The organism is Segatella oulorum F0390 (assembly GCF_000224615.1).
Taxonomy (GTDB): domain Bacteria; phylum Bacteroidota; class Bacteroidia; order Bacteroidales; family Bacteroidaceae; genus Prevotella; species Prevotella oulorum.
The window spans coordinates 1,110,965-1,131,839 of the sequence record NZ_JH114215.1; the positions used below are offsets into that span (position 1 = coordinate 1,110,965).

23 protein-coding genes are annotated in these 20,875 nt (G+C 47.8%); 12 read left to right on the forward strand and 11 right to left on the reverse strand.

Translation table 11 applies throughout. The features are described 5' to 3' along the window. Positions 1-213: 213 nt before the first annotated feature. Positions 214-417: a hypothetical protein gene (locus tag HMPREF9431_RS13445; protein ID WP_155812937.1), complete on the forward strand. Its 204-nt coding sequence runs from the start codon at positions 214-216 to the stop codon at positions 415-417. Between the two features lie 458 nt (positions 418-875). On the opposite strand, the gene HMPREF9431_RS04745 is transcribed toward HMPREF9431_RS13445, so the two are convergent. Together HMPREF9431_RS04745 and feoB are read right to left on the reverse strand one after the other, a co-directional pair. After that, positions 876-2,123 (reverse strand): type IX secretion system plug protein, encoded by a 1,248-nt coding sequence (locus HMPREF9431_RS04745; RefSeq protein WP_040560850.1) that lies wholly within the window; start codon positions 2,121-2,123, stop codon positions 876-878. Continuing rightward, positions 2,111-4,579, reverse strand: coding sequence for a ferrous iron transport protein B (feoB, locus tag HMPREF9431_RS04750; protein WP_004380016.1), 2,469 nt, complete (start codon positions 4,577-4,579; stop codon positions 2,111-2,113). Before feoB ends, HMPREF9431_RS04745 begins: the two co-directional genes overlap by 13 nt. Positions 4,580-4,782: 203 nt before the next feature. Between feoB and HMPREF9431_RS04755 the strand changes: the two genes are divergently transcribed. From HMPREF9431_RS04755 to HMPREF9431_RS04765, 3 genes are read left to right on the forward strand one after another with little or no spacing between them, the layout of a single operon-like run. Next, positions 4,783-5,358, forward strand: a complete 576-nt coding sequence (locus HMPREF9431_RS04755) for a cytidylate kinase-like family protein (protein ID WP_004380017.1) — start codon at positions 4,783-4,785, stop codon at positions 5,356-5,358. Positions 5,359-5,372: 14 nt separating this feature from the next. Continuing rightward, positions 5,373-5,747: a CidA/LrgA family protein gene (locus HMPREF9431_RS04760; protein WP_004380018.1), complete on the forward strand. Its 375-nt coding sequence runs from the start codon at positions 5,373-5,375 to the stop codon at positions 5,745-5,747. A gap of 2 nt (positions 5,748-5,749) precedes the next feature. Further along, the gene (locus tag HMPREF9431_RS04765) at positions 5,750-6,433 is read left to right on the forward strand and encodes an LrgB family protein (protein ID WP_004380019.1); all 684 of its coding nucleotides are present in this window, start codon (positions 5,750-5,752) and stop codon (positions 6,431-6,433) included. Positions 6,434-6,577: 144 nt separating this feature from the next. On the opposite strand, the gene HMPREF9431_RS12265 is transcribed toward HMPREF9431_RS04765, so the two are convergent. The 5 genes from HMPREF9431_RS12265 to HMPREF9431_RS13180 form a co-directional block, all read right to left on the reverse strand. Further along, complete coding sequence (locus tag HMPREF9431_RS12265; protein WP_196794555.1) at positions 6,578-6,790, reverse strand: hypothetical protein; 213 nt, start codon at positions 6,788-6,790, stop codon at positions 6,578-6,580. 352 nt (positions 6,791-7,142) lie between these two features. Then, positions 7,143-7,328, reverse strand: coding sequence for a hypothetical protein (locus HMPREF9431_RS12270; RefSeq protein WP_196794556.1), 186 nt, complete (start codon positions 7,326-7,328; stop codon positions 7,143-7,145). Positions 7,329-7,454: 126 nt separating this feature from the next. Further along, positions 7,455-8,300, reverse strand: a complete 846-nt coding sequence (locus HMPREF9431_RS04770; protein WP_231287710.1) for a DUF6261 family protein — start codon at positions 8,298-8,300, stop codon at positions 7,455-7,457. Positions 8,301-8,752: 452 nt separating this feature from the next. Further along, complete coding sequence (locus HMPREF9431_RS04775) at positions 8,753-10,516, reverse strand: hypothetical protein (protein ID WP_004380023.1); 1,764 nt, start codon at positions 10,514-10,516, stop codon at positions 8,753-8,755. 68 nt (positions 10,517-10,584) lie between these two features. Continuing rightward, positions 10,585-10,749 (reverse strand): hypothetical protein, encoded by a 165-nt coding sequence (locus HMPREF9431_RS13180; protein WP_004380024.1) that lies wholly within the window; start codon positions 10,747-10,749, stop codon positions 10,585-10,587. Between the two features lie 333 nt (positions 10,750-11,082). Between HMPREF9431_RS13180 and HMPREF9431_RS13635 the strand changes: the two genes are divergently transcribed. Then, positions 11,083-11,208 (forward strand): hypothetical protein, encoded by a 126-nt coding sequence (locus tag HMPREF9431_RS13635; RefSeq protein WP_262502400.1) that lies wholly within the window; start codon positions 11,083-11,085, stop codon positions 11,206-11,208. 252 nt (positions 11,209-11,460) lie between these two features. Here the strand turns inward: HMPREF9431_RS13635 and HMPREF9431_RS04785 are convergent, their stop codons facing one another. From HMPREF9431_RS04785 to HMPREF9431_RS04795, 3 genes are read right to left on the reverse strand one after another with little or no spacing between them, the layout of a single operon-like run. After that, a complete protein-coding gene (locus HMPREF9431_RS04785; protein WP_004380026.1) occupies positions 11,461-11,946 on the reverse strand; it encodes a low molecular weight protein-tyrosine-phosphatase in 486 nt (161 codons plus the stop codon). Between the two features lie 11 nt (positions 11,947-11,957). Beyond that, complete coding sequence (locus tag HMPREF9431_RS04790) at positions 11,958-12,689, reverse strand: DNA alkylation repair protein (protein WP_004380027.1); 732 nt, start codon at positions 12,687-12,689, stop codon at positions 11,958-11,960. A gap of 49 nt (positions 12,690-12,738) precedes the next feature. Next, positions 12,739-14,541, reverse strand: a complete 1,803-nt coding sequence (locus tag HMPREF9431_RS04795) for a DNA polymerase III subunit gamma/tau (protein WP_004380028.1) — start codon at positions 14,539-14,541, stop codon at positions 12,739-12,741. A gap of 63 nt (positions 14,542-14,604) precedes the next feature. On the opposite strand from HMPREF9431_RS04795, the gene HMPREF9431_RS04800 reads away from it, so the two are divergent. From HMPREF9431_RS04800 to HMPREF9431_RS04830, 7 genes are all read left to right on the forward strand, one after another. Beyond that, entirely contained in the window at positions 14,605-14,940 is a 336-nt protein-coding gene (locus tag HMPREF9431_RS04800) for an FtsB family cell division protein (RefSeq protein ID WP_004380029.1), read from the forward strand. Beyond that, positions 14,924-15,343, forward strand: a complete 420-nt coding sequence (locus HMPREF9431_RS04805; RefSeq protein WP_004380030.1) for a hypothetical protein — start codon at positions 14,924-14,926, stop codon at positions 15,341-15,343. The genes HMPREF9431_RS04800 and HMPREF9431_RS04805 overlap by 17 nt, the downstream gene beginning before the upstream one ends. A gap of 130 nt (positions 15,344-15,473) precedes the next feature. Then, on the forward strand, positions 15,474-16,271 hold the full coding sequence (locus HMPREF9431_RS04810; RefSeq protein ID WP_004380032.1) for a DUF4369 domain-containing protein: 798 nt from the start codon (positions 15,474-15,476) through the stop codon (positions 16,269-16,271). Positions 16,272-16,284: 13 nt separating this feature from the next. Continuing rightward, positions 16,285-17,613, forward strand: coding sequence for a dihydroorotase (locus HMPREF9431_RS04815; protein WP_004380033.1), 1,329 nt, complete (start codon positions 16,285-16,287; stop codon positions 17,611-17,613). An 8-nt stretch (positions 17,614-17,621) separates the two neighbouring features. Continuing rightward, positions 17,622-18,422 carry a vitamin B12 dependent-methionine synthase activation domain-containing protein gene (locus tag HMPREF9431_RS04820; protein WP_004380034.1) on the forward strand — a complete coding sequence of 267 codons (801 nt, stop codon included), beginning with the start codon at positions 17,622-17,624 and terminating at the stop codon, positions 18,420-18,422. Positions 18,423-18,435: 13 nt separating this feature from the next. Next, positions 18,436-19,617 (forward strand): metallophosphoesterase, encoded by a 1,182-nt coding sequence (locus HMPREF9431_RS04825; RefSeq protein ID WP_004380035.1) that lies wholly within the window; start codon positions 18,436-18,438, stop codon positions 19,615-19,617. Between the two features lie 16 nt (positions 19,618-19,633). Further along, positions 19,634-20,392: a lysophospholipid acyltransferase family protein gene (locus HMPREF9431_RS04830; protein WP_040560855.1), complete on the forward strand. Its 759-nt coding sequence runs from the start codon at positions 19,634-19,636 to the stop codon at positions 20,390-20,392. Between the two features lie 7 nt (positions 20,393-20,399). Here HMPREF9431_RS04830 and HMPREF9431_RS04835 read toward each other — a convergent pair whose 3' ends face one another. After that, positions 20,400-20,657: a hypothetical protein gene (locus HMPREF9431_RS04835; RefSeq protein ID WP_040560857.1), complete on the reverse strand. Its 258-nt coding sequence runs from the start codon at positions 20,655-20,657 to the stop codon at positions 20,400-20,402. Positions 20,658-20,875 lie beyond the last annotated feature (218 nt).

Sequence of the window (20,875 nt, forward strand, 5' to 3'; positions counted from 1 at the left end):
ATGATGTTTGCCGTCTGCACGCTCATTGGCCTGCTGCTGTTTCAACTGCTCAACGTCTATGCCGCGTTTGAATACTTCATGTATGGTGCCGCTGAGCAACGCGCCCTCGAAAAGCAGCAACAGCAGCATTTGCGTTAGAAAATGATGCCGTAGCAATCGCGCGTCAAAAACGATAGTCTTTTTCTGCGCTGCAGGGTTGCAAGTCAAAAAACGATGGCCGTTTTCTGCGCCGCAGGGTTGCACGTCAAAAAACGACGGCCGTTTTCTGCGCCGCAGGGTTGCACGTCAAAAACGATGGCCGTTTTCTGCGCCGCAGGGTTGCACGTCAAAAACGATGGCCGTTTTCTGCGCCGCAGGGTTGCAAGTCAAAAAACGATGGCCGTTTTCTGCGCCGCAGGGTTGCATGTTCAAAAATAATGGATTTTTTCTGCGCCGCAGGGTTGCAAGTTCAAAAATAATGAGTTTTTTCTGCGCCGCAGGGTTGCAAGTTCAAAAATAATGAGTTTTTTCTGCGCCGCAGGGTTGCAAGTCCAAAAATAATGGATTTTTTCTGCGCCGCAGGGTTGCATGTTCAAAAATAATGGATTTTTTCTGCGCCGCAGGGTTGCAAGTTCAAAAATAATGGATTTTTTCTGCGCCGCAGGGTTGCAAGTCCAAAAATAATGGATTTTTTCTGCGCCGCAGGGTCAAGCGTCAAAAAACAACGAGTTTTTTCTGCGCCCGAGGGTCAAGCGTCAAAAAAAACGAGTTTTTTCTACGCCCGAGGGTCAAGCGTCAAAAAACAATGGATTTTTTCTGCGCCTGAGGATCATTTCAACGAGAAATAAAAAATTCCCGTTGATTCGAAGGTTGGTTGGGCGGCTGCGGCAAAAGCGCTACGGCATGGCGACCGCCACCAGACGGTCGGTGCGCTCGCCCACGCCACGATAGTACACCAAAGCGTGATAGAAGTTTTTCGTTTGGTAGAAATTCCCCTCCGATGCCACTGGCACCATGCGCCCATCGCTGCCCGGCGTGAGATATTGATAGGAATAATAGCCTTGTTTCAGCAGCAAATGCGCCTCATAGAGCCCTGCAGTTTCGTTGTAGTGCAACTGACAGGTGGGCGAAAAGCGGTCGCCGGTGACATGGCCGTTGAGATAGATGGGGCGGCTCGTCAAGGGCGTTTGCAATGAGAAATGCACCATCACGTAGTCCGACTGGATGGCGTTGTCGCGGTCGTCGCTGTTGCGCACGCAAAACAAGCCCTGCGCGCTCTCGTCGTAAACATAACTGGGGCGCGGTTCGTCAGTGTGCAGGCGGGCGTGATAGTGCCTTCCGTCCCATGTGATTTCGGCAATGCCCATCGTGGGATGGTCGACCGCCAAGCATTCGAATTTGCGGTAGACGTTGCCCGCGTCGAAAATCAACGCCCGGCAATGCTGCCACGCCAAGCCGTTGGGCGTTTGCATCTGGGGGCTAACGTTGATGCGCGCATCGTCCCAGCGGCCATTTTGCAACACCACCGTCTTGATTTCCCTGTCGGGCTGCGTGACGTTCACGCCCTGAAAGTCCACCGCCCATGCTATCTGCTGATGCGTGGCATTCACGTCGACGTCGGTGTTGGTGGTGCAAGTGAGCCGGGCTTTCATCGTGGCCTCGGTCACCATGAAACAGGCGCGCGCCATCAACTCGTGCCGCTCGTCATAAATGCGCACCTCGTAGTTGCCGCTCTTCGTCAGCCGACATTGGTCGTTGGGCAGGGCAAAGGCATAGTGTGTGTAGGCCACTTGCGTCTGGCGCGAGGGCTGCACGTCGTCGATGGTCAGCGCCTCCGTAAAACCTTCGGCATAATCGGTGGCGAACAGCTGCGTGGAAGGCGTCCAATCGGCCTCGCAATGCACCACGTCGTAGGTGAAACGGCGATAGGCCGCCGAGAAATCGTCGAATGAAATTTGAATTTCATCGCCGCCCGTCAACGAGATGAGGGGTAGCCGTTGCCGCCAGTCGCCATTGCGCAACACCTGCAATGTGGCCAAATCGTGCGACAACAGCGTTTGATACTGCGCCCGTGTGGCCAAACTGTTCGCAAAGGCCAGCATCGCGCAGAGGCCGTATCTGAGAGATTGTTTTAAATGAAGCATCGGCCAATTTGAAAGACGACGGCGCTCACCACCCATGCCAAAGCGGTGGTGTAGCCTGCGGCAAAAAGTGCCCAGCGCCAACTGCCCGTCTCGCCTTTGATGGCGGCGATGGTGGCAATGCACGGAAAATAGAGCAACACAAAAAGCAGGAAACTATAGGCCGTGAGCGTAGCAATGGGCTCGGCCGCGGCGACGGGGATGCCCTGCACGCGGGCAATGTCGTGGGTCATTTGCTGGCGCAGCTGCATATAACGTCCTTCGTTGTGCGAGGCCTCGTCGGCATTGGCCACCTCGTCACTTCCGCTATACAACACGCCCATCGTGCTGGCCACAATCTCTTTCGCAGCCACGCCCGAGAGCAAGCCCACATCCAACTTCCAATCGAAACCTTGCGGACGGAACACGGGCTCAACCAATTTGCCGATGCGCCCGATGTAGCTTTGTTCCTGCTGCTGTTGATCGCTGAGGGTGTCGTCGTGAGGAAAATAGCCCAACGCCCACACAATGATGCTGGCCACCAAAATGATGCCACCCATTTTCTTGAGATACTGCTTGCCTTTTTCCCACGTGTGGCGCCCAATGGCCTTCCACGTTGGGAAACGATAAGGCGGCAACTCCATCACGAATGGCGTGTCGTTGCCTTTCACCAAGAACAAACCAAAAAGGCGGCTCAGCAACACCGCGAGGGCGATGCCCACGAAATAAAGCGACACCATGACCAAGGCCCGGTATTTCGCGGGGAAGAATGCGCCCGTAATCATGATGTAGATGGGCAGGCGCGCCGAACAACTCATGAGCGGCAAGATGAGCATGGTGACGATGCGCGAACGCCGACTCTCAATGGTGCGCGTGGCCATCATCGCCGGCACATTGCAACCAAAACCCATGATGAGTGGGATAAACGACTTGCCATGGAGCCCCATCTTGTGCATGAGCTTGTCCATGATAAACGCCGCGCGCGCCATGTAGCCTGAATCCTCCATGAAGCTGATGAAGAAATAGAGGATGAGGATTTGGGGAAGGAACACTATCACGGCTCCCACACCGCCCAAGACACCATCCACCAACAAGGCTTTCACGGGACCGTCGGGCAGCGCCGCTGAAACGAAATGGCTCAGCCCACCCACTGCGGCATCAATCCAGTCCATGGGAATTTGCCCCAACGTGAACGTGGCTGAGAACATCACCAAAAGCATGAGCAGGAAGATGGGGAAGCCCAACACCCGATGAGTCACAAATTTGTCGAGCAAGTGGGTGGTTTGATACGTGTCCTTCACCTTTCCCACGCTATATTTCACCTCTTCCAACGCCCCATGAATAAAACCATACTTGGCATCCATGATGGCCGTCTCGCTATCGACTCCAGTCTCTTCCAACACGCGCTGCGAGGCCACATCAACAATCTTTTTAATCGCTTCGAAATCGCTTTGCGACGACAGCATCGCCGTGGTGTCAGCATCTTTCTCTAACAGTTTGATGGCCAAATAGCGCGTGGAATAATGCAATCGCAACTGCGTATCCTGCCGTAAATGCGCTTGAATTTGCGCAATGCCATGCTCAATCTCGTGACCATAGTTGATGTGAATATGTCGAACAGATGCCATTTGTTCGCCCGTCTGCTCATAACGCTGAATAATTTCATGAAACAGCGCCTCAACTCCTTCGCCTGTCTTAAACACCGTGGGCAACATAGCCACGCCCAAGAGTTCGGAAAGCTTTTTAAAATCAATGTGGTCGCCGCGCTTCTGCGTTTCATCAAACATATTCAAAGCACAAACCATGGGCATGTGCATATCGATAAGCTGCGTCGTGAGGTAAAGATTACGCTCCAAATTGCTGCTGTCAATGACATTGATGACCACGTCGGGATTTTTCTCAATGAGCTGTTTACGCACATAAAGTTCCTCGGGCGAATAGGCCGATAAACTGTATGTACCAGGCAAGTCGACAAGGTTCAGCCGATAACCCTCAAACGTGGCGTGCCCTTCTTTGGCATCCACGGTGACGCCCGAATAATTGCCTACATGCTCATGCGCACCCGACACAAAATTAAATAGCGAGGTTTTGCCGCAGTTAGGATTACCCACCAAAGCGATGTTAATTACTTTATGCTTCTTTAAAGCAATGCGCTCCAACTTTTCATCGTCGCAAGTCTCATTTACCTCAAGTGTCAAAGCCTCACCTTGCTTTGCGCCACGCGCATTCTCCTGCATGAGGGCTGCTTCAGCCTCGGCTTCAGAAACCACTTCGATCATTTCGGCTTCCGAGCGCCGCAACGACACTTCGTAGCCCATAATCTTATATTTAATGGGGTCTTTGAGTGGTGCATTGAGCAGCACTTCCACCTTTTTACCCCGAATGAAGCCCATTTCGACAATGCGTTTGCGAAATCCGCCATAGCCCGTCACTTTCACGATGATGCCATGTTCGCCCGTCTTCAAATCTGATAATCTCATTTTATATATCCATTTATCCTCATGCAAAGTTACAATTTTCTTGCATAACTCATCGCGCTCACCAATGGCGGAGGCCTTAAATACCTACTTTTTAGGATGCTTCACCACACAAATAAAGGTTAAAACTTCATTTTATGCACCCAATCTGTCTTAGGATTTGTAATTTTGCAACCTCAAGATAACAAGCAAAGCTTTTTAAGAATATGATTATTACGATTGCACGCCAATGTGGTTGCGGTGCGCTACACATCGGCGAACAACTGTCCCAGCACTATGGTATTCCGTTCTACACGCGCAAGAATTTGTTGGAATTAGCTCAAAAACGCGGTGTTTTGCAAGAGATGGACGACTTCTTTGAAGAGCGTCCCGTCGACGAACTCATGTTTGCCATTTCACAATTCGATGAAGAACCGCAGAACGTAAATGTCAAAGCCTTCTCGGTGTTGTCGCAACTCATCGGTCACGAAGATTGCATCATCATTGGCCGCTGTGGCAACGTCATCTTCAAAGATCGTGAAGACCTCGTCTCGGTGTTTCTCAAAGGCAGTTTCAACGGCCGCGTAAAGGCCATTGAAGCCGAAAACAACATGACCACCGAAGAGGCCATTGCTTTTGTCAACGAATTAGACGAAAGCCGCGTGCGCTACCACAAATATTATACAGGCATGAAATGGGGCGATGCCAACGACTACGATTTGTGTTTCGACAGCATTCGTTTGGGCACCAACAACTCGGCTGATTTCATAGAAAAATATATTGAGGAGATTAAGCTCAAATAACGCCGACATCGAAAATGAAATTCATCTCCCAATTCATCATCATCATCGCCTTCACCTTCATTGGCGAGCTACTCCATTTCTTCATCCCGTTGCCCATCCCGGCAAGCATCTACGGCATCGTGTTGCTGTTCATTTGCCTGATGATGAAATGGATAAAAGTAGCCGAAATCCGCGAAACCAGCACTTTTCTCATCGCCATCATGCCTGTGATGTTCATTCCGGCAGCTGTGGGACTCATTGATTCGTGGGCAGCCATTCGCAGCCACATACTACAATATGCCATCGTCACCATTGTGAGCACATTTGTGGTGATGGGTGCTGCCGGCCGCGTTACCCAACGCCTGGTGCGCAGCAATAAAAAGAGAGGCGAAAACAAAACACAAGGATAACCATGCTAAAAGATTCCATCTATTTTGGCGCATTGCTCAGCTTGGGCGCTTATGCCATAGGCGTTTATCTCAGACGCCGCACGGGCTGGAGCTTTCTCAACCCACTGCTCACGGCCATCGTCTTGGTCATCGTTTGCCTGCTCTGCACGGGCATGCGCTATAAAGATTATTTAGAAGATGCCGACTGGGTGAGCTATCTGCTCACGCCGGCCACCATCTGTTTGGCGGTGCCGCTCTATCAGCAAGTAGAACTGCTCAAGAAGAATTTCAAAGCCATCATGATAGGCATCTCCTCAGGCGTGCTGTCGAGCCTCATCACCGTGCTGCTTTTAGCACTGTTGATGCGTTTCGACCACACCACCTATGTCACCTTCCTGCCCAAATCCATCACCACCGCCATTGGTATGGGTGTGGCCGAAGAATTGGGCGGCTATGTCTCGGTCACAGTAGTTGTCATCATCCTCTCGGGCGTATTGGGCAACATCTTCGCCGAGAAATTCCTAAAACTCCTCCGCATCGAAGAACCCATTGCCAAGGGTATTGCCTTAGGTAGCGCATCGCACGCCATTGGAACAGCCAAAGCCATGGAGATGGGCTCCGTAGAAGGTGCCACGAGCAGTCTTTCGATTGTGGTGAGCGGCATCCTGACCGTTGTCGGCGCCTCGCTCTTCGCCATGATGCTATAAATCATATTATGGCCTACAACGTCATCAACCGTCCACACGCAATCCACCCAAACCAAACCGTAGGGGCGGTGCCTGCGTGCCCGCCCGAACGTCCGCGTAGCGACGTTTCCATACCAACCAATACACGCATTGTGCACGGGGAATTTAACGATGGATGCGCCCTTGTGGGGGCGACGCGGGCGGGCACACAGGCTCCGCCCCTACCCATTCCCATGATATTTTTCCACACAAACAAAATAACCATTTGCACACAATCCACCCAAACGCCACCAACCGTCCATGCGCAATCTGCCCAAACGAAACTGTAGGGGCGGTGCCTGTGTGCCCGCCCGAACGTCCGCGCAGCGGCGTTTCCATACCAAAAATACACGCATTGTGTGCGGGGAATTTAACGATGGATGCGCCCTTGCAGGGCGACACGGGCGGGCACACAGGCACCGCCCCTACTAATATCCGTTATACATTTACGCACAATCCCATACAAACAAAGTAACCATTTACACGCAATCCTCTCCAACGAAACCAACCGTCCACACGCAATCCACCCAAACGAAACCGTAGGGGCGGCGCCTGTGTGCGCGCCCAAACGTTCGCGCAACGGCGTTTCCATACCAAAAATACACACATTGTGCGCGGGGAATTTAACGATAGATGCGCCCTTGTGGGGCGACACGGGCGGGCACATAGGCACCGCCCCTACCCATCTCCATCATATTTTTCCACACATCCCACACAAACAAAATAACCATTTACACACAATCCGCCCAAATGAAACCAACAGTCCGCGAGCAATCCACCCAAATGGCATCAACCGTCCATGCACAATTCTCTCAAGCGAAACCGTAGGGGCGGTGCCTATGTGCCCGCCCGAACGTCCGCGCAGCGGCGTTTCCATACGCAAATGAATGAATACAACTACCCACACAACACATCGGGGGCGGAAATGCATCGCGCACTCCCGCCCCCATTCTTTAAAACAAGTTGTGTATGCAAACTGGCATCGAGATGATGCCCTTTTGTTTTAAAGTAAGCTATTTCTTTGGTGTGATTGTGGCATCGCCCTGACCTTTTCCGCCCGGTTTATCCTTGCCATCGTCACCGTCGCCCGGCTTCTTGCCATCAGGCGTTTTCCCGCCGTCACCAGGTTTCTTGCCGCCCGGCTTGTCTTTACCGCCATCCGGCTTCTTATCATCCGCTTTCTTTTTTTCGGCAGCACCTCGTCCTCATACCGCTTGATGAGCTGGTTCACGAAGTCGGCGAATGGTTTCAGGGCCTCGGCACTGCCCAACGTAGCCATGGCGTTGGCCACCTTGCGCACCTGCTTGAAGGCTTCGTCGGATTGCTGACGTGCCTTGCGCAGCGCACCCGCCACCTGTTTCAACTGCTCCGTGGTGCGGCTGTAGAGCAGTTCGCTCACTTTCGCATTGGCCGTTTTCAGCGATGCCAACACCGTTTGCAACCCCAATTTGGCCACCTCGGCGCTGTATTTTTGCTCGCAATCTGCCAACAGGTTTTGAATGGCACCCGTCTCACGTTCCAACTGCATTGAGGGCTTGATGCCATAGTCCACCAGGCTTTGCCAGAGTGTTTTGGCCGCCGTATGCAAATCGGCCGAAGACACACGCAAAAAGCTCTTCACCGAACGGTAGTAGGCCGAATACAACGTGTCGCGGTCGGCATCGGCCGCCAAAATTTCGTCGGTCGAAGCACTTTTCTTCGACAAGGCAAAGTAGCGGTTTTCCTCGTTAAAAGCCCCTTTCAACGTGTCGGCCGCCTTTTTAAAGTACTCGTTTTTCAACAACTCCGTCTCCGAGTCCAGCCGTTTGCAAATAGACTCGATAAACACGAAATGCGCGCCGTTGCTCACGGCCACCAAATTAAAAAATTAATTTCCATCTTGTTTAATTTAATTTTAATTGTGAGAAGACATCCCATTGTGGTAGAATATCCCCTCGGGTTTTTATAATCTTATTTAATCCACTTTTCCTCGTCATCGCTTTTACGAGACGTTTGCTAAGTCGTTAGCAAGTCTCAAATTTATTTTTTGACGTTTGCTAAGTCGTTAGCAAGTCCCAAATTCTTTTTTTGGCGTTTGCTAAGTTGTTAGCAAGTCTCAAATTTATTTTTTGGTGTTTGCTAAGTCGTTAGCAAGTCTCAAATTATTTTTTTGATGTTTGCTAAGTCGTTAGCAAGTCCCAAAATCTTTTTTTGACGTTTGCTAAGTCGTTAGCAAGTCCCAAAATCTTTTTTTGAAACTTGCCCAAGCATTGGTCGAGCTCTTTCATTTTGTCATTTCATCATCATTAGCCTAAATTCAGACTACTGAAATTTTGTAATGCTATATGGAGCTGTAGGATTATCGTGCATGGAGACCCTAACTCTTCCACTCTCAATATTAAAACTAATCATACCCGATTCCCATAAAGAGCTGTTCTGAGTCCAGTATCTCCCTTTTATACCAACGTCTGTGAGCCATACTTTGCTCGCGTCGCTCCCTGCGGCGTTGCTATAACCACCCAATGCTGGTAGGAAGAAATAACCAGTGGTGTTTGTAAGTGGCGTGTTAATCGATGCTGCTGTGTTATCAAATGAATCATATCCGTAATCACTAAAGTCTTGATATGAATCATAATATCCTGCGTATGGACCAATATCTGCTTTATAACCATTTTCCATGTAGCTTGCAGTGATACCTTCATCAGCACAAATCTTACTCTTCGTTTTCAACCACATGCCACCCGTATAAAGATGGTTATGCAACAGCCATGGAGTTGTATTATCCCAATGAGGATCGCCTTTAAATGCATACCAAAGAGCCTCGTTCACATTGGGCGTGTTGTTCTTAAAAAAATCTGTTTGAGCCGTAACACCACTGTTACCCCCAGGCCAAGCACCATGACCTAAACGTTTATCATAAGGAACTTGTTCTCCTTCATACGTTCGTGTCTCTATAGGGAAAAAGCTGAGCGGAAGATAGGTTGCACCAACCTTACCATAAGGAATCGTGGGCAAAGAAGCTTCATAACCATGACCTATGTCATAGGCTTCGTCGGCATCCCAAGCATAATATTTATTGGTATAGGTGCGTGTCACATTGAGGTTGGCCGTGATGTCATTAATCTCGCCGGGCTTGCAATCTATACCATTCACTTGCTTTTTGATTTCGGCTTCAATCCCTGTCACCTTATCCTTGATGGTATAAGTGATGGTGAAATCGTGTATGCCTGGAAGAATCACTATGTAAGTAGCATTCAAATCAGGGGATTCAGCAGTCGAGTTGCTCAACGGGAAATTATTGACCGATGCCGTCACTAAAGGAGAAGATAACCCATTCACTGCCCAAGAAAGGAATGTTGAAGGTAGAAAAACAGCGCCTGTAGAAGGCACATTACACCAGTTTGCCGCAATATAATCATTGGGAATAGTAGACCTCACAACAATTTTTGTAAGTTGAAGGTTTTGTCCTAAAACAGCATTGCTGCAACGCGGTAAGAAGCATAGATAACTTACATTATGCTGCAGTTGGAAACTGAACTCTCCAGGACCACCCGTTGACTTTGCAACGCCTGTTCCACAATCGCCGACATAACCAGCCATGCTAAAATCGTTAGCTTTGGTTTGTGGTTGGAGATAGTTAATATTTAAGTATTCAGGAGAATCATGAAATGAAGGAGAGGTTGACGGGCTGATATTATAAATCACAGGACAGCCATCACTGTAATCTGACTGGTTACCCGGGAGAATAAACGTGGCATGCGTTCTTTCTGTATTGAGCATCGTAGAAATACTCTTTTTCCAAACACCTGCATTATTCTTCACCCAAATATAATCGTCATTGTTCCAATAGGCATCGGCGCCCAAACCTGTTGTATGCTTAATGGTGGTACGCGTCTTAGCACCATCTTCTTCTACGCCCACATACGATTTAGCACTTGTCTTGGTTTCATTGATGGTGAAGCGCACTCCTTGCAGAATTTCTTGTTTCTTCTCCTTGTTATCGGCAAGATTATCGCCTGCGCAAGCTGCAAACATGCTGACGGCCAAGCAGAGCAGGGCGGCGTTGAAATATGTTTTGAGTTTCATTGTTGTTCTCCTCCTTATTATTCGTTATCTTCGTTCGTTGCTGTGGGCGTGGTTTCATCTTCATCGTCTCATTCGCCCCATTCCATGTTGTTGCGCTTGGCATCGCCATAGGTTCCGCCTTGGCCAATGTGCTTGTGCTGACCACTCACGGCCTGCAACAAATGCTCAATCTGCATTTTTACAATCTTGCTTTCGGGCTTCATGTATGCCCACTTTGTTGCTTGTTTCTTCATTTTGTTAAAACTATTTTTTATTTTAAATGAATACTAATCATACCATTTTTTTGCGCGTAAATCCGTTCATTTATGCACGCAAAAAAGGTGTGCAAAAAGTTTATAAAAAACTTCTTGCACACCCTTTGTTTATAAGTGATTATGTTGTATATTACACGCGCGTCGCGCGTACCTTTATATTGGTCTCGCTCCTGTGTGTGTTACACAATTATTTGGATTGACCAAATAAATGGCATAAAAAGATGCAAAGAATTTTGAATTTCTTTGCAACGTCTGTATGCTATATGTAACCAACTTTACGTTCATGGGCGCAAAGGTATAAACTTTTAGCTAATGGAACAAATTTACCTGCAAAAATGTTTTGAAAAAGGAAAAGAAATCATGCCGAAAACAACAAGAGGCAGGCGACAAAAGATGGGGGCTTTTGAGGAGGAAGTAGGCATTGGAAAATGTTGCTAAGGGTGTTAATACAACACCCTTTTACTTAACTTTTGCAAAGATACAGGCATAAAAATATGCATTTTGTTCGTTTATGGAAATAACTACCACTATTTCTACAATAAGAATTTGAAAATTAGTCCTTACCTTTGCGCTATCTAAAGTTCCGTGGGAACATTTACTGTTTACGTCGTGTTAAGTAAAATAGTGAAAAGATAATTAATGTAGTATTTGAAAAGGTAGCCTGTCGCGAGACAGGCTATTTTTTTTGTTCTACACAAGCCGGCTCAGCATTCCATTCACGCCATCTTCAATCAAATCGAGTGCATTGTCGAAATCGCGCGTCGTCCCATAGTAAGGATCGGGCACACTCTTGACCCCTTTATATTCTTGAAAGAAATCGGCCATCTTCATTACCTTTTTCCGTTCCGCTTCATTTCGGGCACGCTGACTGATGATGCGGTAATTGTCATCATCCATCACCACAATATAATCAAAATGTTGGAAATCGTCATTCGTGAATTGTCGCGCATGATGATTGATGCAATAGCCACGTTTTTTACCTTGTAACATCATGCGTTTGTCGGGTAATTGCCCCACATGCCAATCGCCAATACCTGCCGAATCGACCATATAATGATGGGTTAACCCCCGCTCTTCAATGGCTTTCTGAAACACTGCATGCGCAGCCGGCGAGCGACAAATGTTACCTAAACAAATGAATAGAATTTTCGTTTGTGCTTCGTTTTTTGTTGTCATCGTTCTCATTTTTATTCCATGAAGTGAAGGTTGCGTTCTGTAACAGCCATCAATATGGCACGTTCCTCTCGCGAAAATTTCTCAATAGCATAGCGTAGCATCGTGCGAGGCATCTCAACACGACGGCTCATCACATAATTGTAAAGCCGTTGCGGATTGCGTTTACCGGCTTCTCGCAGCATCCAGCCCACGGCTTTATGAATAAGATCATGCGGATGGTGCATCAGCTGGTCGCTTAACGCATAAACATCGTCGAGTTGATTTTTGCGAATGAACGCGAAGGTCGAAACAATCGCTATTCGATTATCCCACAGAAGTGGACTTTCTGCCAATCGATAGAGGATGTCGCGCGGTTTATCGAGCAAATATTCGCCCACGACAGCATAGCAAGAGCAGTCTACCAAATCCCAATTATTGATGCGCTGAGTGTGTGCAAGATAGAAATCGAAAACCTGTTTACGCAACATATCATCAGCCTTTTTGAACTGCTCTTTCAATATGGTTAAGGCACACAGTCTCACCTCGTGCCACTCTGATTGCAGCAATTCATGCAACTCGTCTAACGTCAGATTGCGGTGTTGCTTGGCCACGGCCCGCACCTGCGGAACAACCACACCAAGAAAGCGGTCGCCTTCACCATATTCGCCCTTTCCGGCTCTGAAAAACTTTGGGAAAACAGCTTTCTTCTCGGCATCAGACAGCGCTTCGAGTGCCGCCGTTATTTCAACAACAATATGCTTCATTGTTTTTATCGGGATGATTAATGAGTAAAATAAATGTATGTAGATTGCTTTATACGATATCCAATTGCAGCGCTTGACACAACTTAGACAATGCTCCGTTTTGCTCTTTCAGCTTATCAAAAAGCTCGCGTTTCGTCAGTATTTTCTTGACCTCATGGCTTTCGGCAACACGCCAATCAAGTTCGATTTGCCCGTTTTTCAGTTCCTGAGCCAGGGTGACTTTTATGCGTGCCTTGTATTTTTCAGCCTGTTGGAGCAACAATTCATTGTCAAAAACAAATTCAATTTGTGGATAGGTCGTTATGTGGGGTGTGATGTTTCTGAGGCGCGTTCCCAAACCTTTAAGATCCTCGGGAAAGCGCTTCAACATGCCAAACCAACTTTCTTCTAATACTTCTTGTGTGAATTTCCCCTGCTGTGTGGTGTCAATCTCCGATGCATCGACCTCTTCCACAGGCGCTGCGGCTGGCTTTTCGTTTAGACTGCTAAACGTAACACCTAAATTCTTCAAATTCATTTTAGGTGCGGTTGCACCAGTTTGTGGTGCAGCCGAAGCCGTTGATACCTTCACCATATCATGGGGTTGCTGCTCGCCCACACGATGTTGGTCGGCAGGGGGCGTCTGATAACTGCTCACAGACGCAGAAACTCCAGTCGCAGCCACCTGAGAAGCCGCTTTCGTTGACTGGTGTTTAATGATTTTCTGAAACAGGATTTTTAAACGTTTAGGGCTACGCCCCGCACCAGCGCCATCATCGTCTTGGGTGATTTGCGCCATTTGTATGAGCGTGAGTTCCACCAAAAGGCGCTTGTTGCTGCTCTGCTTATAATTGACATCGCATTGATTGAGCAACTTTAATGCCCGATAAAGAAACTTCACAGGACACTTTTGCGCTTGCTGCTGATACTTAGTTTGCTGCTGTTGGCTCACTTCCAACAGTGGAAGTGTTGCAGCATCGTGTGCCATCAACACGTTTCTGATGTGTTGAGCCAGCCCGTTAATGAAATGTCCCCCATCGAAACCTTTGCGCAACACATTATTTAATAGCACCATCACATCGGTCACTTTATTTTCTAAGGCGTAGTCAAGCACCTTGAAATAATTTTCGGCGTCAAGCACATTCAAGTCTTCTATCACCTTTTGATACGTGATATTTCCCTGACAAAAACTAGCTGTTTGGTCGAAAATTGACAGTGCATCGCGCATGCCGCCATCAGCCTTCTCGGCAATCACAGCCAAGGCTTCTTCCTCAAAAGCAACATTCTCTTTTGCCGCTACTTGCTTGAGATGCGCCACAATATTGGGCACCGTCATACGCTCAAAATCATAAATCTGGCAACGCGACAAGATGGTTGGCAATATCTTATGCTTCTCCGTCGTGGCCAAAATGAATATCACATGTGCAGGTGGTTCTTCGAGCGTTTTCAAAAAGGCATTAAAAGCAGCCGTTGAAAGCATGTGCACCTCATCGATGATAAACACTTTGTAGCGCCCCACCTGTGGCGGGATGCGTGTCTGTTCCATCAACGATTTGATGTTTTCTACCGAGTTATTGCTCGCAGCATCCAACTCAAAAATATTATAAGAACGTCCCTCGTTAAAGGCCTTACAGCTCTCACAGACATTACAAGCCTCGCCCGCTTCGGTAGGTGTTTCGCAGTTGATGGCCTTCGCAAAAATGCGCGCACAAGTTGTTTTCCCCACTCCTCTCGGACCACAGAAGAGATAGGCATGAGCCAGTTTTCCGCTTTTGACAGCATTTTTCAGCGTCGTTGTAAGCGATTCTTGCCCCACAACCGCATCAAAACTCATCGGGCGATACTTTCGCGCCGATACAATATATTCTTCCATTTTTTGTAGATTGATGTTGCAAAGATAGCAAAAATTATTATCTTTGCAAACAAATAAATGGATATGGGTTCTCGTTTCAATCACATTCTCAATCTCCTTGCACATTATAAATATTTAATCGTGTTGGTTGTTGGCACACTCATTGTGGGTGTGCTCGACGAAAACAGTGTGTTGAAACGCGTTCAATTAGATTTACAGATTGGCGATTTAAAAGCCGAAATCGAGAAGTATAACAACCAATATGAGGCCGATGCACGCCAACTAAATGAATTAAGACGCCATCCCCAAGCAATAGAAAAAATTGCGCGCGAACGCTATTTTATGAAAGCCGATGACGAAGATATTTACGTTCTGAGTGACGATGAAAAGCCCACAACCGAGAATGAAGAAGTTAAATAAAATTGAAAGCATCCTGTTTATGTTGGGAGGCATGCTCATGGTAACAGGAATTGGCTGCTACGTTTTTATGCTTGCACCTTCTATCACATGCTGGATTGCACTGACAGGAAGCATCCTTTTTTCCACACTACACATGATGCAGGCCTACGAAGGTAGCCAACTTGCGATTAAACGCTTAAAACGCATCCTCAATATAGCCGATTTGTTATTTGTTATCGCAGGCATATTAATTGTTGACAGCACCTATAATTTCTTACGACCTGCTTTTGAAAATCAAGAAAGCTACATCACTTATGTTTACAATAAATGGGTGTTGTTGCTGCTTATCGCAGCCATACTTGAAGTTTATGCGACCCACCGCATAGACTATCTGCTTAAAAAACAAGGAAAAGATAAGCACTAAGAACAACAATGACAGGCCACAAGTACGAAAAAAAACTAAAAGATAAGAACAATCAATTAAATAGAATGAATTTTTTTTCGCACATCGAGATTACATACTAACTTTGTTTCAGCAACAAGAAAAACAATTTATGAAGAAAGTCTTATACGCCATTATGACGCTCATGGCTTTGACATCATGTACGGACAGCTACAATATAACGGGAACTTCTAATGTTTCAAACTTAGACGGTCGCATGCTCTACCTCAAAGTTCTTAAAGATAATGAGTTTAAAGCTATCGACTCTTGCGATGTTGTACATGGGCAATTCCATTTCTCAGGCAGTATAGATACGGTGCGCATGGCCAATATTTTTATGGACGAAGAGAGCGTCTTGCCACTTGTGATTGAAGGCGGAGACATTGTCGTAAAGATTGATAATGCACAACAAACCGTTAGCGGAACCCCTCTGAACGACAAGCTATTCAAATTCATTAACCGCTACAACCAATTAAAAAATCAAGAAGCAGAATTGGTGCATAAACACGATCAAGCCATCATGAACGGGCGAGACATGGAGGTTGTCAACACGCACTTAAGCAACGAAGCAGCCTTACTGTCGCAACGTGAAGATGAATTGGTGACCAGTTTTGTCACTGAAAACTTCGACAATGTGCTTGGCCCTGGAGTCTTCTTCATGGTTACCATTGGCTATCAATATCCAGAACTTACACCTTGGATAGAAGATATTATGAGCAAGGCTACCGAGCACTTTAAAAACGATCCCTATGTGAAGGATTATTATAAGAAGGCACAAGAGAACCAGCAAATCATGAATGGGTTGCGTGAGCAAGAGCCTGCAACAGGAAATGCCAACGGACAAGCCCTGCAAACGCCGGCAAATCCGGCACCAACACCCAACGAAATGGCGCAACCTTCTGCACAATAAACCAAGAAGTTGCATGAGACTGATTATCAGAGGCGGAACAATTATCAATGAAGGGATGTCCTTTTTGGGCGATGTGCTCATTGAAGACCAACGGATAACCGCACTTTATAAAGCTGGAGAAACACCTCGAGGAATCTATGATAACACCATAGATGCCTCGGGGTGTTTGGTTATGCCTGGTATCATCGATACCCATGTGCACTTTCGCGAACCGGGATTTACTCAAAAAGGCGACATCGAAAGTGAGAGCCGGGCAGCAGCTTTTGGCGGCGTCACATCCTACATGGAGATGCCCAACACACAGCCTCAAACAATAACCCTTGAGACATGGGAAAGTAAAATGGCCTTAGCTGCCGAGAAAAGTCATATCAATTACAGCTTTTTCTATGGTGCTTCGTCCGACAATATGGCCTCTTTTTCTCAGGTCCCTCGCAATGCTTTTCCCGGCATTAAACTTTTCATGGGTGCCAGCACGGGCAACATGCTTGTTGAAGGGAAAGACAAATTGGCGGCTATCTTCAAAACTTGTGCCGATTTAAACTTGCCGTTAGTGACCCATTGTGAAGATACCCAACTCATTGCAAAGAATTTAGCACAGGAAAAAGCCAAACAAGGCGATCCCGACATCAGGCTTCATCCCATCATCAGAAGTGAAGAAGCCTGCTATCAAAGCACATCCGTGGCCGTAGCCTTAGCGAAACAATATGGTACAAACCTACATGTGGCGCACCTCACAACCGCACGCGAATTAGAATTCTTTGGCCATGACGAGCACATCACGGCCGAAGCAGTTGTGGCACATCTCTATTTCACAGATGCCGATTATGCCACCTTAGGTGCACGCATCAAGTGCAACCCTGCCATAAAAACAGAGCAGGATCGCCAAGCACTTCGCAACGCTTTAACTGATAGGCGCATCACCACTGTTGGCACAGATCATGCACCCCATCTGCTTAGCGAGAAGCAAGGAGGCTGTGTAAAAGCTGCCTCGGGCATGCCGATGATACAATTTTCATTGCCGTTGATGCTTGAACTGGCCGAACAAGGAGTGTTGCCTTATGAGCGTGTTGTTGAACTCATGTGCCATCAACCTGCACAACGATTTCATCTCTGCAAACGTGGGTTCCTGCGTCCGGGCTATTTTGCCGACTTAACCATCGTTCGTAAAGCACCTTTTCAGGTGACAACTCAGTGCATTCAAAGCAAATGCAAATGGAGTCCACTGCAAGGACACGTCTTCAACCATCAGGTGATGACAACCATTTGCAATGGAACAATCGTCTTGCATGATGGCCAATTCAACACGAGCTATCGAGGAGCCGCACTCCAATTCGAAACATAGCATTTAAAATGATCACCCATTATTCGATTCAGGAGATTACACCTTATATTAATTGGCTCTACTTCTTTCATGCCTGGGACATGAATGGCAAGCCAAAAGAAGCCAAACAGGCTTTGAGAGCCGATGCCGAAGCTTTGCTCAAAGAATGGGAAGGGCACTACTTCACACATGCAACATTCGATTTGTTTCCGGCTAACAGCGATGGCGACGACTTGATTATTGCCGACATACGCATACCCATGTTGCGCCAACAAAAAGCGCAACAAGATGGCACGCCCAACCTTTCGTTAGCAGATTTCGTTCGCCCGAAGGCACAAGGAATAGCCGACCGCGTGGGCATTTTTGCCACCTCGGTAGATGCTGCCTTGCCTGCTGCTTATGCAAAAGACGACTATCTGCGCATGCTTTCACAAGTGTTGGCCGACCGATTGGCTGAAGGAACGGCAGAAAAGATGCACGAATATGTGCGCCGCGTGTATTGGGGATATGCGCCAAATGAGCAACTCACCATGGAAGAAACCCATACCGAAGCCTACCAAGGCATTCGACCTGCCGTGGGCTATCCGTCACTTCCCGACACGAGCGTGAACTTTTTGCTCAACCAACTGCTCCCCTTTAAAAGTGTAGGTATTCAACTCACCGAAACAGGCATGATGAATCCGCATGCCAGTGTCAGCGGTTTAATGTTTGCCCATCCGCAAAGTCGTTATTTTGATTTGGGGCGCATTGGAGACGATCAAATTACTGATTATGCTAAAAGGCGCGGCATTCCAGCCGATCGCATCCGTAAATTTTTAAAACAACTTTAAACACATTACTCTCATGATTGTCAGGATAATATATTTTTTAATTCCGCTCATCCTTCTGCTCGATGCCGTCGTGTATGCAGCTTTTTGCCACAAACGAACACATGCAAAGCCGTGGTTGCGCCTGCTTTGGTGGCTCCCCAGCGCAGCCATGGTGGTATTTTCCATCGTTTTAGCGCTACAAAAACAGTTTGCCCCCGATAATTCATGCTGGATAAAACTGTTTATCTTCGCATTTGCACTATGCGTCATCCCCAAGATGATGTTTGCTATCGCGGTACTCATCACACGAAGATGGGGCAAGCAAAGTCTAAAGTTCCGCCGCAGCATCTATGCCATAGCCACATTCGTGAGCGTGCTCATCCTATGCACGACGCTTCACGGTGTGTTCATTGGCCCTAAAGAATTGCGTGTGACGCGCCTGTCGCTCACATTTAAAACACTCCCCAAAGCGTTTGATGGCCTCAAGATTGTGCTATTTAGCGATGCACACGTAGGCACATTCAATCATGGTTGGGAACGGTTTTTAGCACGCGATATTGACACCATTCTGGCGCAACGGCCCGACATGATTTGCTTTGCCGGCGATTTGCAGAACACCAACCCCGCGGAACTTCAGCCACTCATCCCCCTACTCGCTCGCCTTGCCAAGCAGGGAATTCCCGTCTATAGTGTGCTGGGCAACCACGATTATAGCGGCTATTATTATGGAACTGCCGCCGAAAAACAAAAGATTGAGGCGCAGATGATTGCTACACAAAAAGAGATGGGCTGGCAACTGTTGCGCAATGAGCACCGGTTTTTCTACAGCAGCCATCATAAAGACTCGATAGCCATCGTGGGTGAGGAATATTGCGGCGTAGGACTTCACAGCTTCGACAAATCCAACATCCGACGCGCTACGGCGGGAATTGACGCGAACACCTTCACCCTGCTCTTGCAACACGACCCCAAGACGTGGCGCACACGCATTCTGCCCGAGAGCCATGCCCAACTCACCTTAGCAGGACACACGCATGGTGGGCAAGTGAGCATCTTTGGCCTTCGCACCACATTGCTCACCTATACCGATGACTACGGATTAGCCGAAAGCCATGGCCGCTATCTTTACGTCACTTGCGGAATAGGCGGTCTTATCCCCCTGCGCATTGGCGTTGAGCCCGAAATCGCCGTCATCACCCTACACGCACAACAATAACTCAATGCTTTCAATGATGAAATACCTCTATCGTCTTTATCAGCTCCTCATTTGTTTGCCCCTGCTGCTTGTGGCAACCATCATCACAGCCCTTGTCACCATCGTGGGTTGCCACCTCGGCAACGGACATTTTTGGGGCTATTATCCCGGCAAATGCTGGGGATGGCTGTGGATAAAACTTCTGCTCCTACCCATAAAAGTTGAAGGGCGCGAACATCTCGACCCGCACCAAAGCTATGTGTTCGTGGCCAATCATCAAGGAGCCTTCGACATCTTCCTCATTTATGGTTTCTTGGGACGCAACTTCAAGTGGATGATGAAAAAGGGGCTCCGCCGCATTCCTTTAGTGGGAGCCGCATGTGCCGCCGCACACCACATTTTCGTTGACCGCAGTGGGCCTTCGAAAATCAAAGCCACTTATGACAACGCCCGCAACATCCTGAAAGAGGGGATGTCGGTTGTTGTTTTTCCCGAGGGTGCGCGCACCTTCTCAGGCCACATGGGGGTGTTCTTTCGCGGTGCCTTTATGTTGGCCGACGAACTGCAATTACCCGTCGTGCCCATCACCATCAATGGCAGTTTCGATGTGAAGCCGCGGACACGCGATTTCTTTTGGGTGTTTTGGCATCCGCTGAAACTAACCATTCACCAACCTATCCCTCCTGCGGGACAAGGCGCTGAGAATATCAAACAACAAATGCAACAAAGCTATGACGCGGTAATGAGTGGGCTTGTGCCGGCATATCAAGGCTATGAACGCAACCCCGACCAATAACTTCACCTTAGGTTTTGTGATAAACCCAAGTCAAATGCTTGTTCAGCAGGTGACGAACAATCGTTTTTGAGAAAAATGTTCGTTCGGCGGGTGGCGAACAATCGTTTTTAAGAAAAATGTTCGTTCGGCGGGTGGCGAACACTTGTTTTTGAGAAAAATGCTCGTTCGGCGGGTGGCGAACAATCGTTTTTAAGAAAAATGTTCGTTCGGCAGGTGGCGAACGCTTGTTTTTGAGAAAAATACTCGTTCGGCGGGTGACGAACACTTGTTTTTAAGAAAAATACTCGTTCGGCGGGTAGCGAACACTTGTTTTTGAGAAAAAATGTTCGTTCGGTGGGTAGCGAACAATCGTTTTAAGAAAATGCTCGTTCGGCGGGTGACGAACGCTTGTTTTGAGAAATCAGCATCGACTGCTGATGTGGGATTTTAAAATTACGTGCACTCATGTGCGTGCGCCTTATCCTTTCAATTGGAATGATGCCT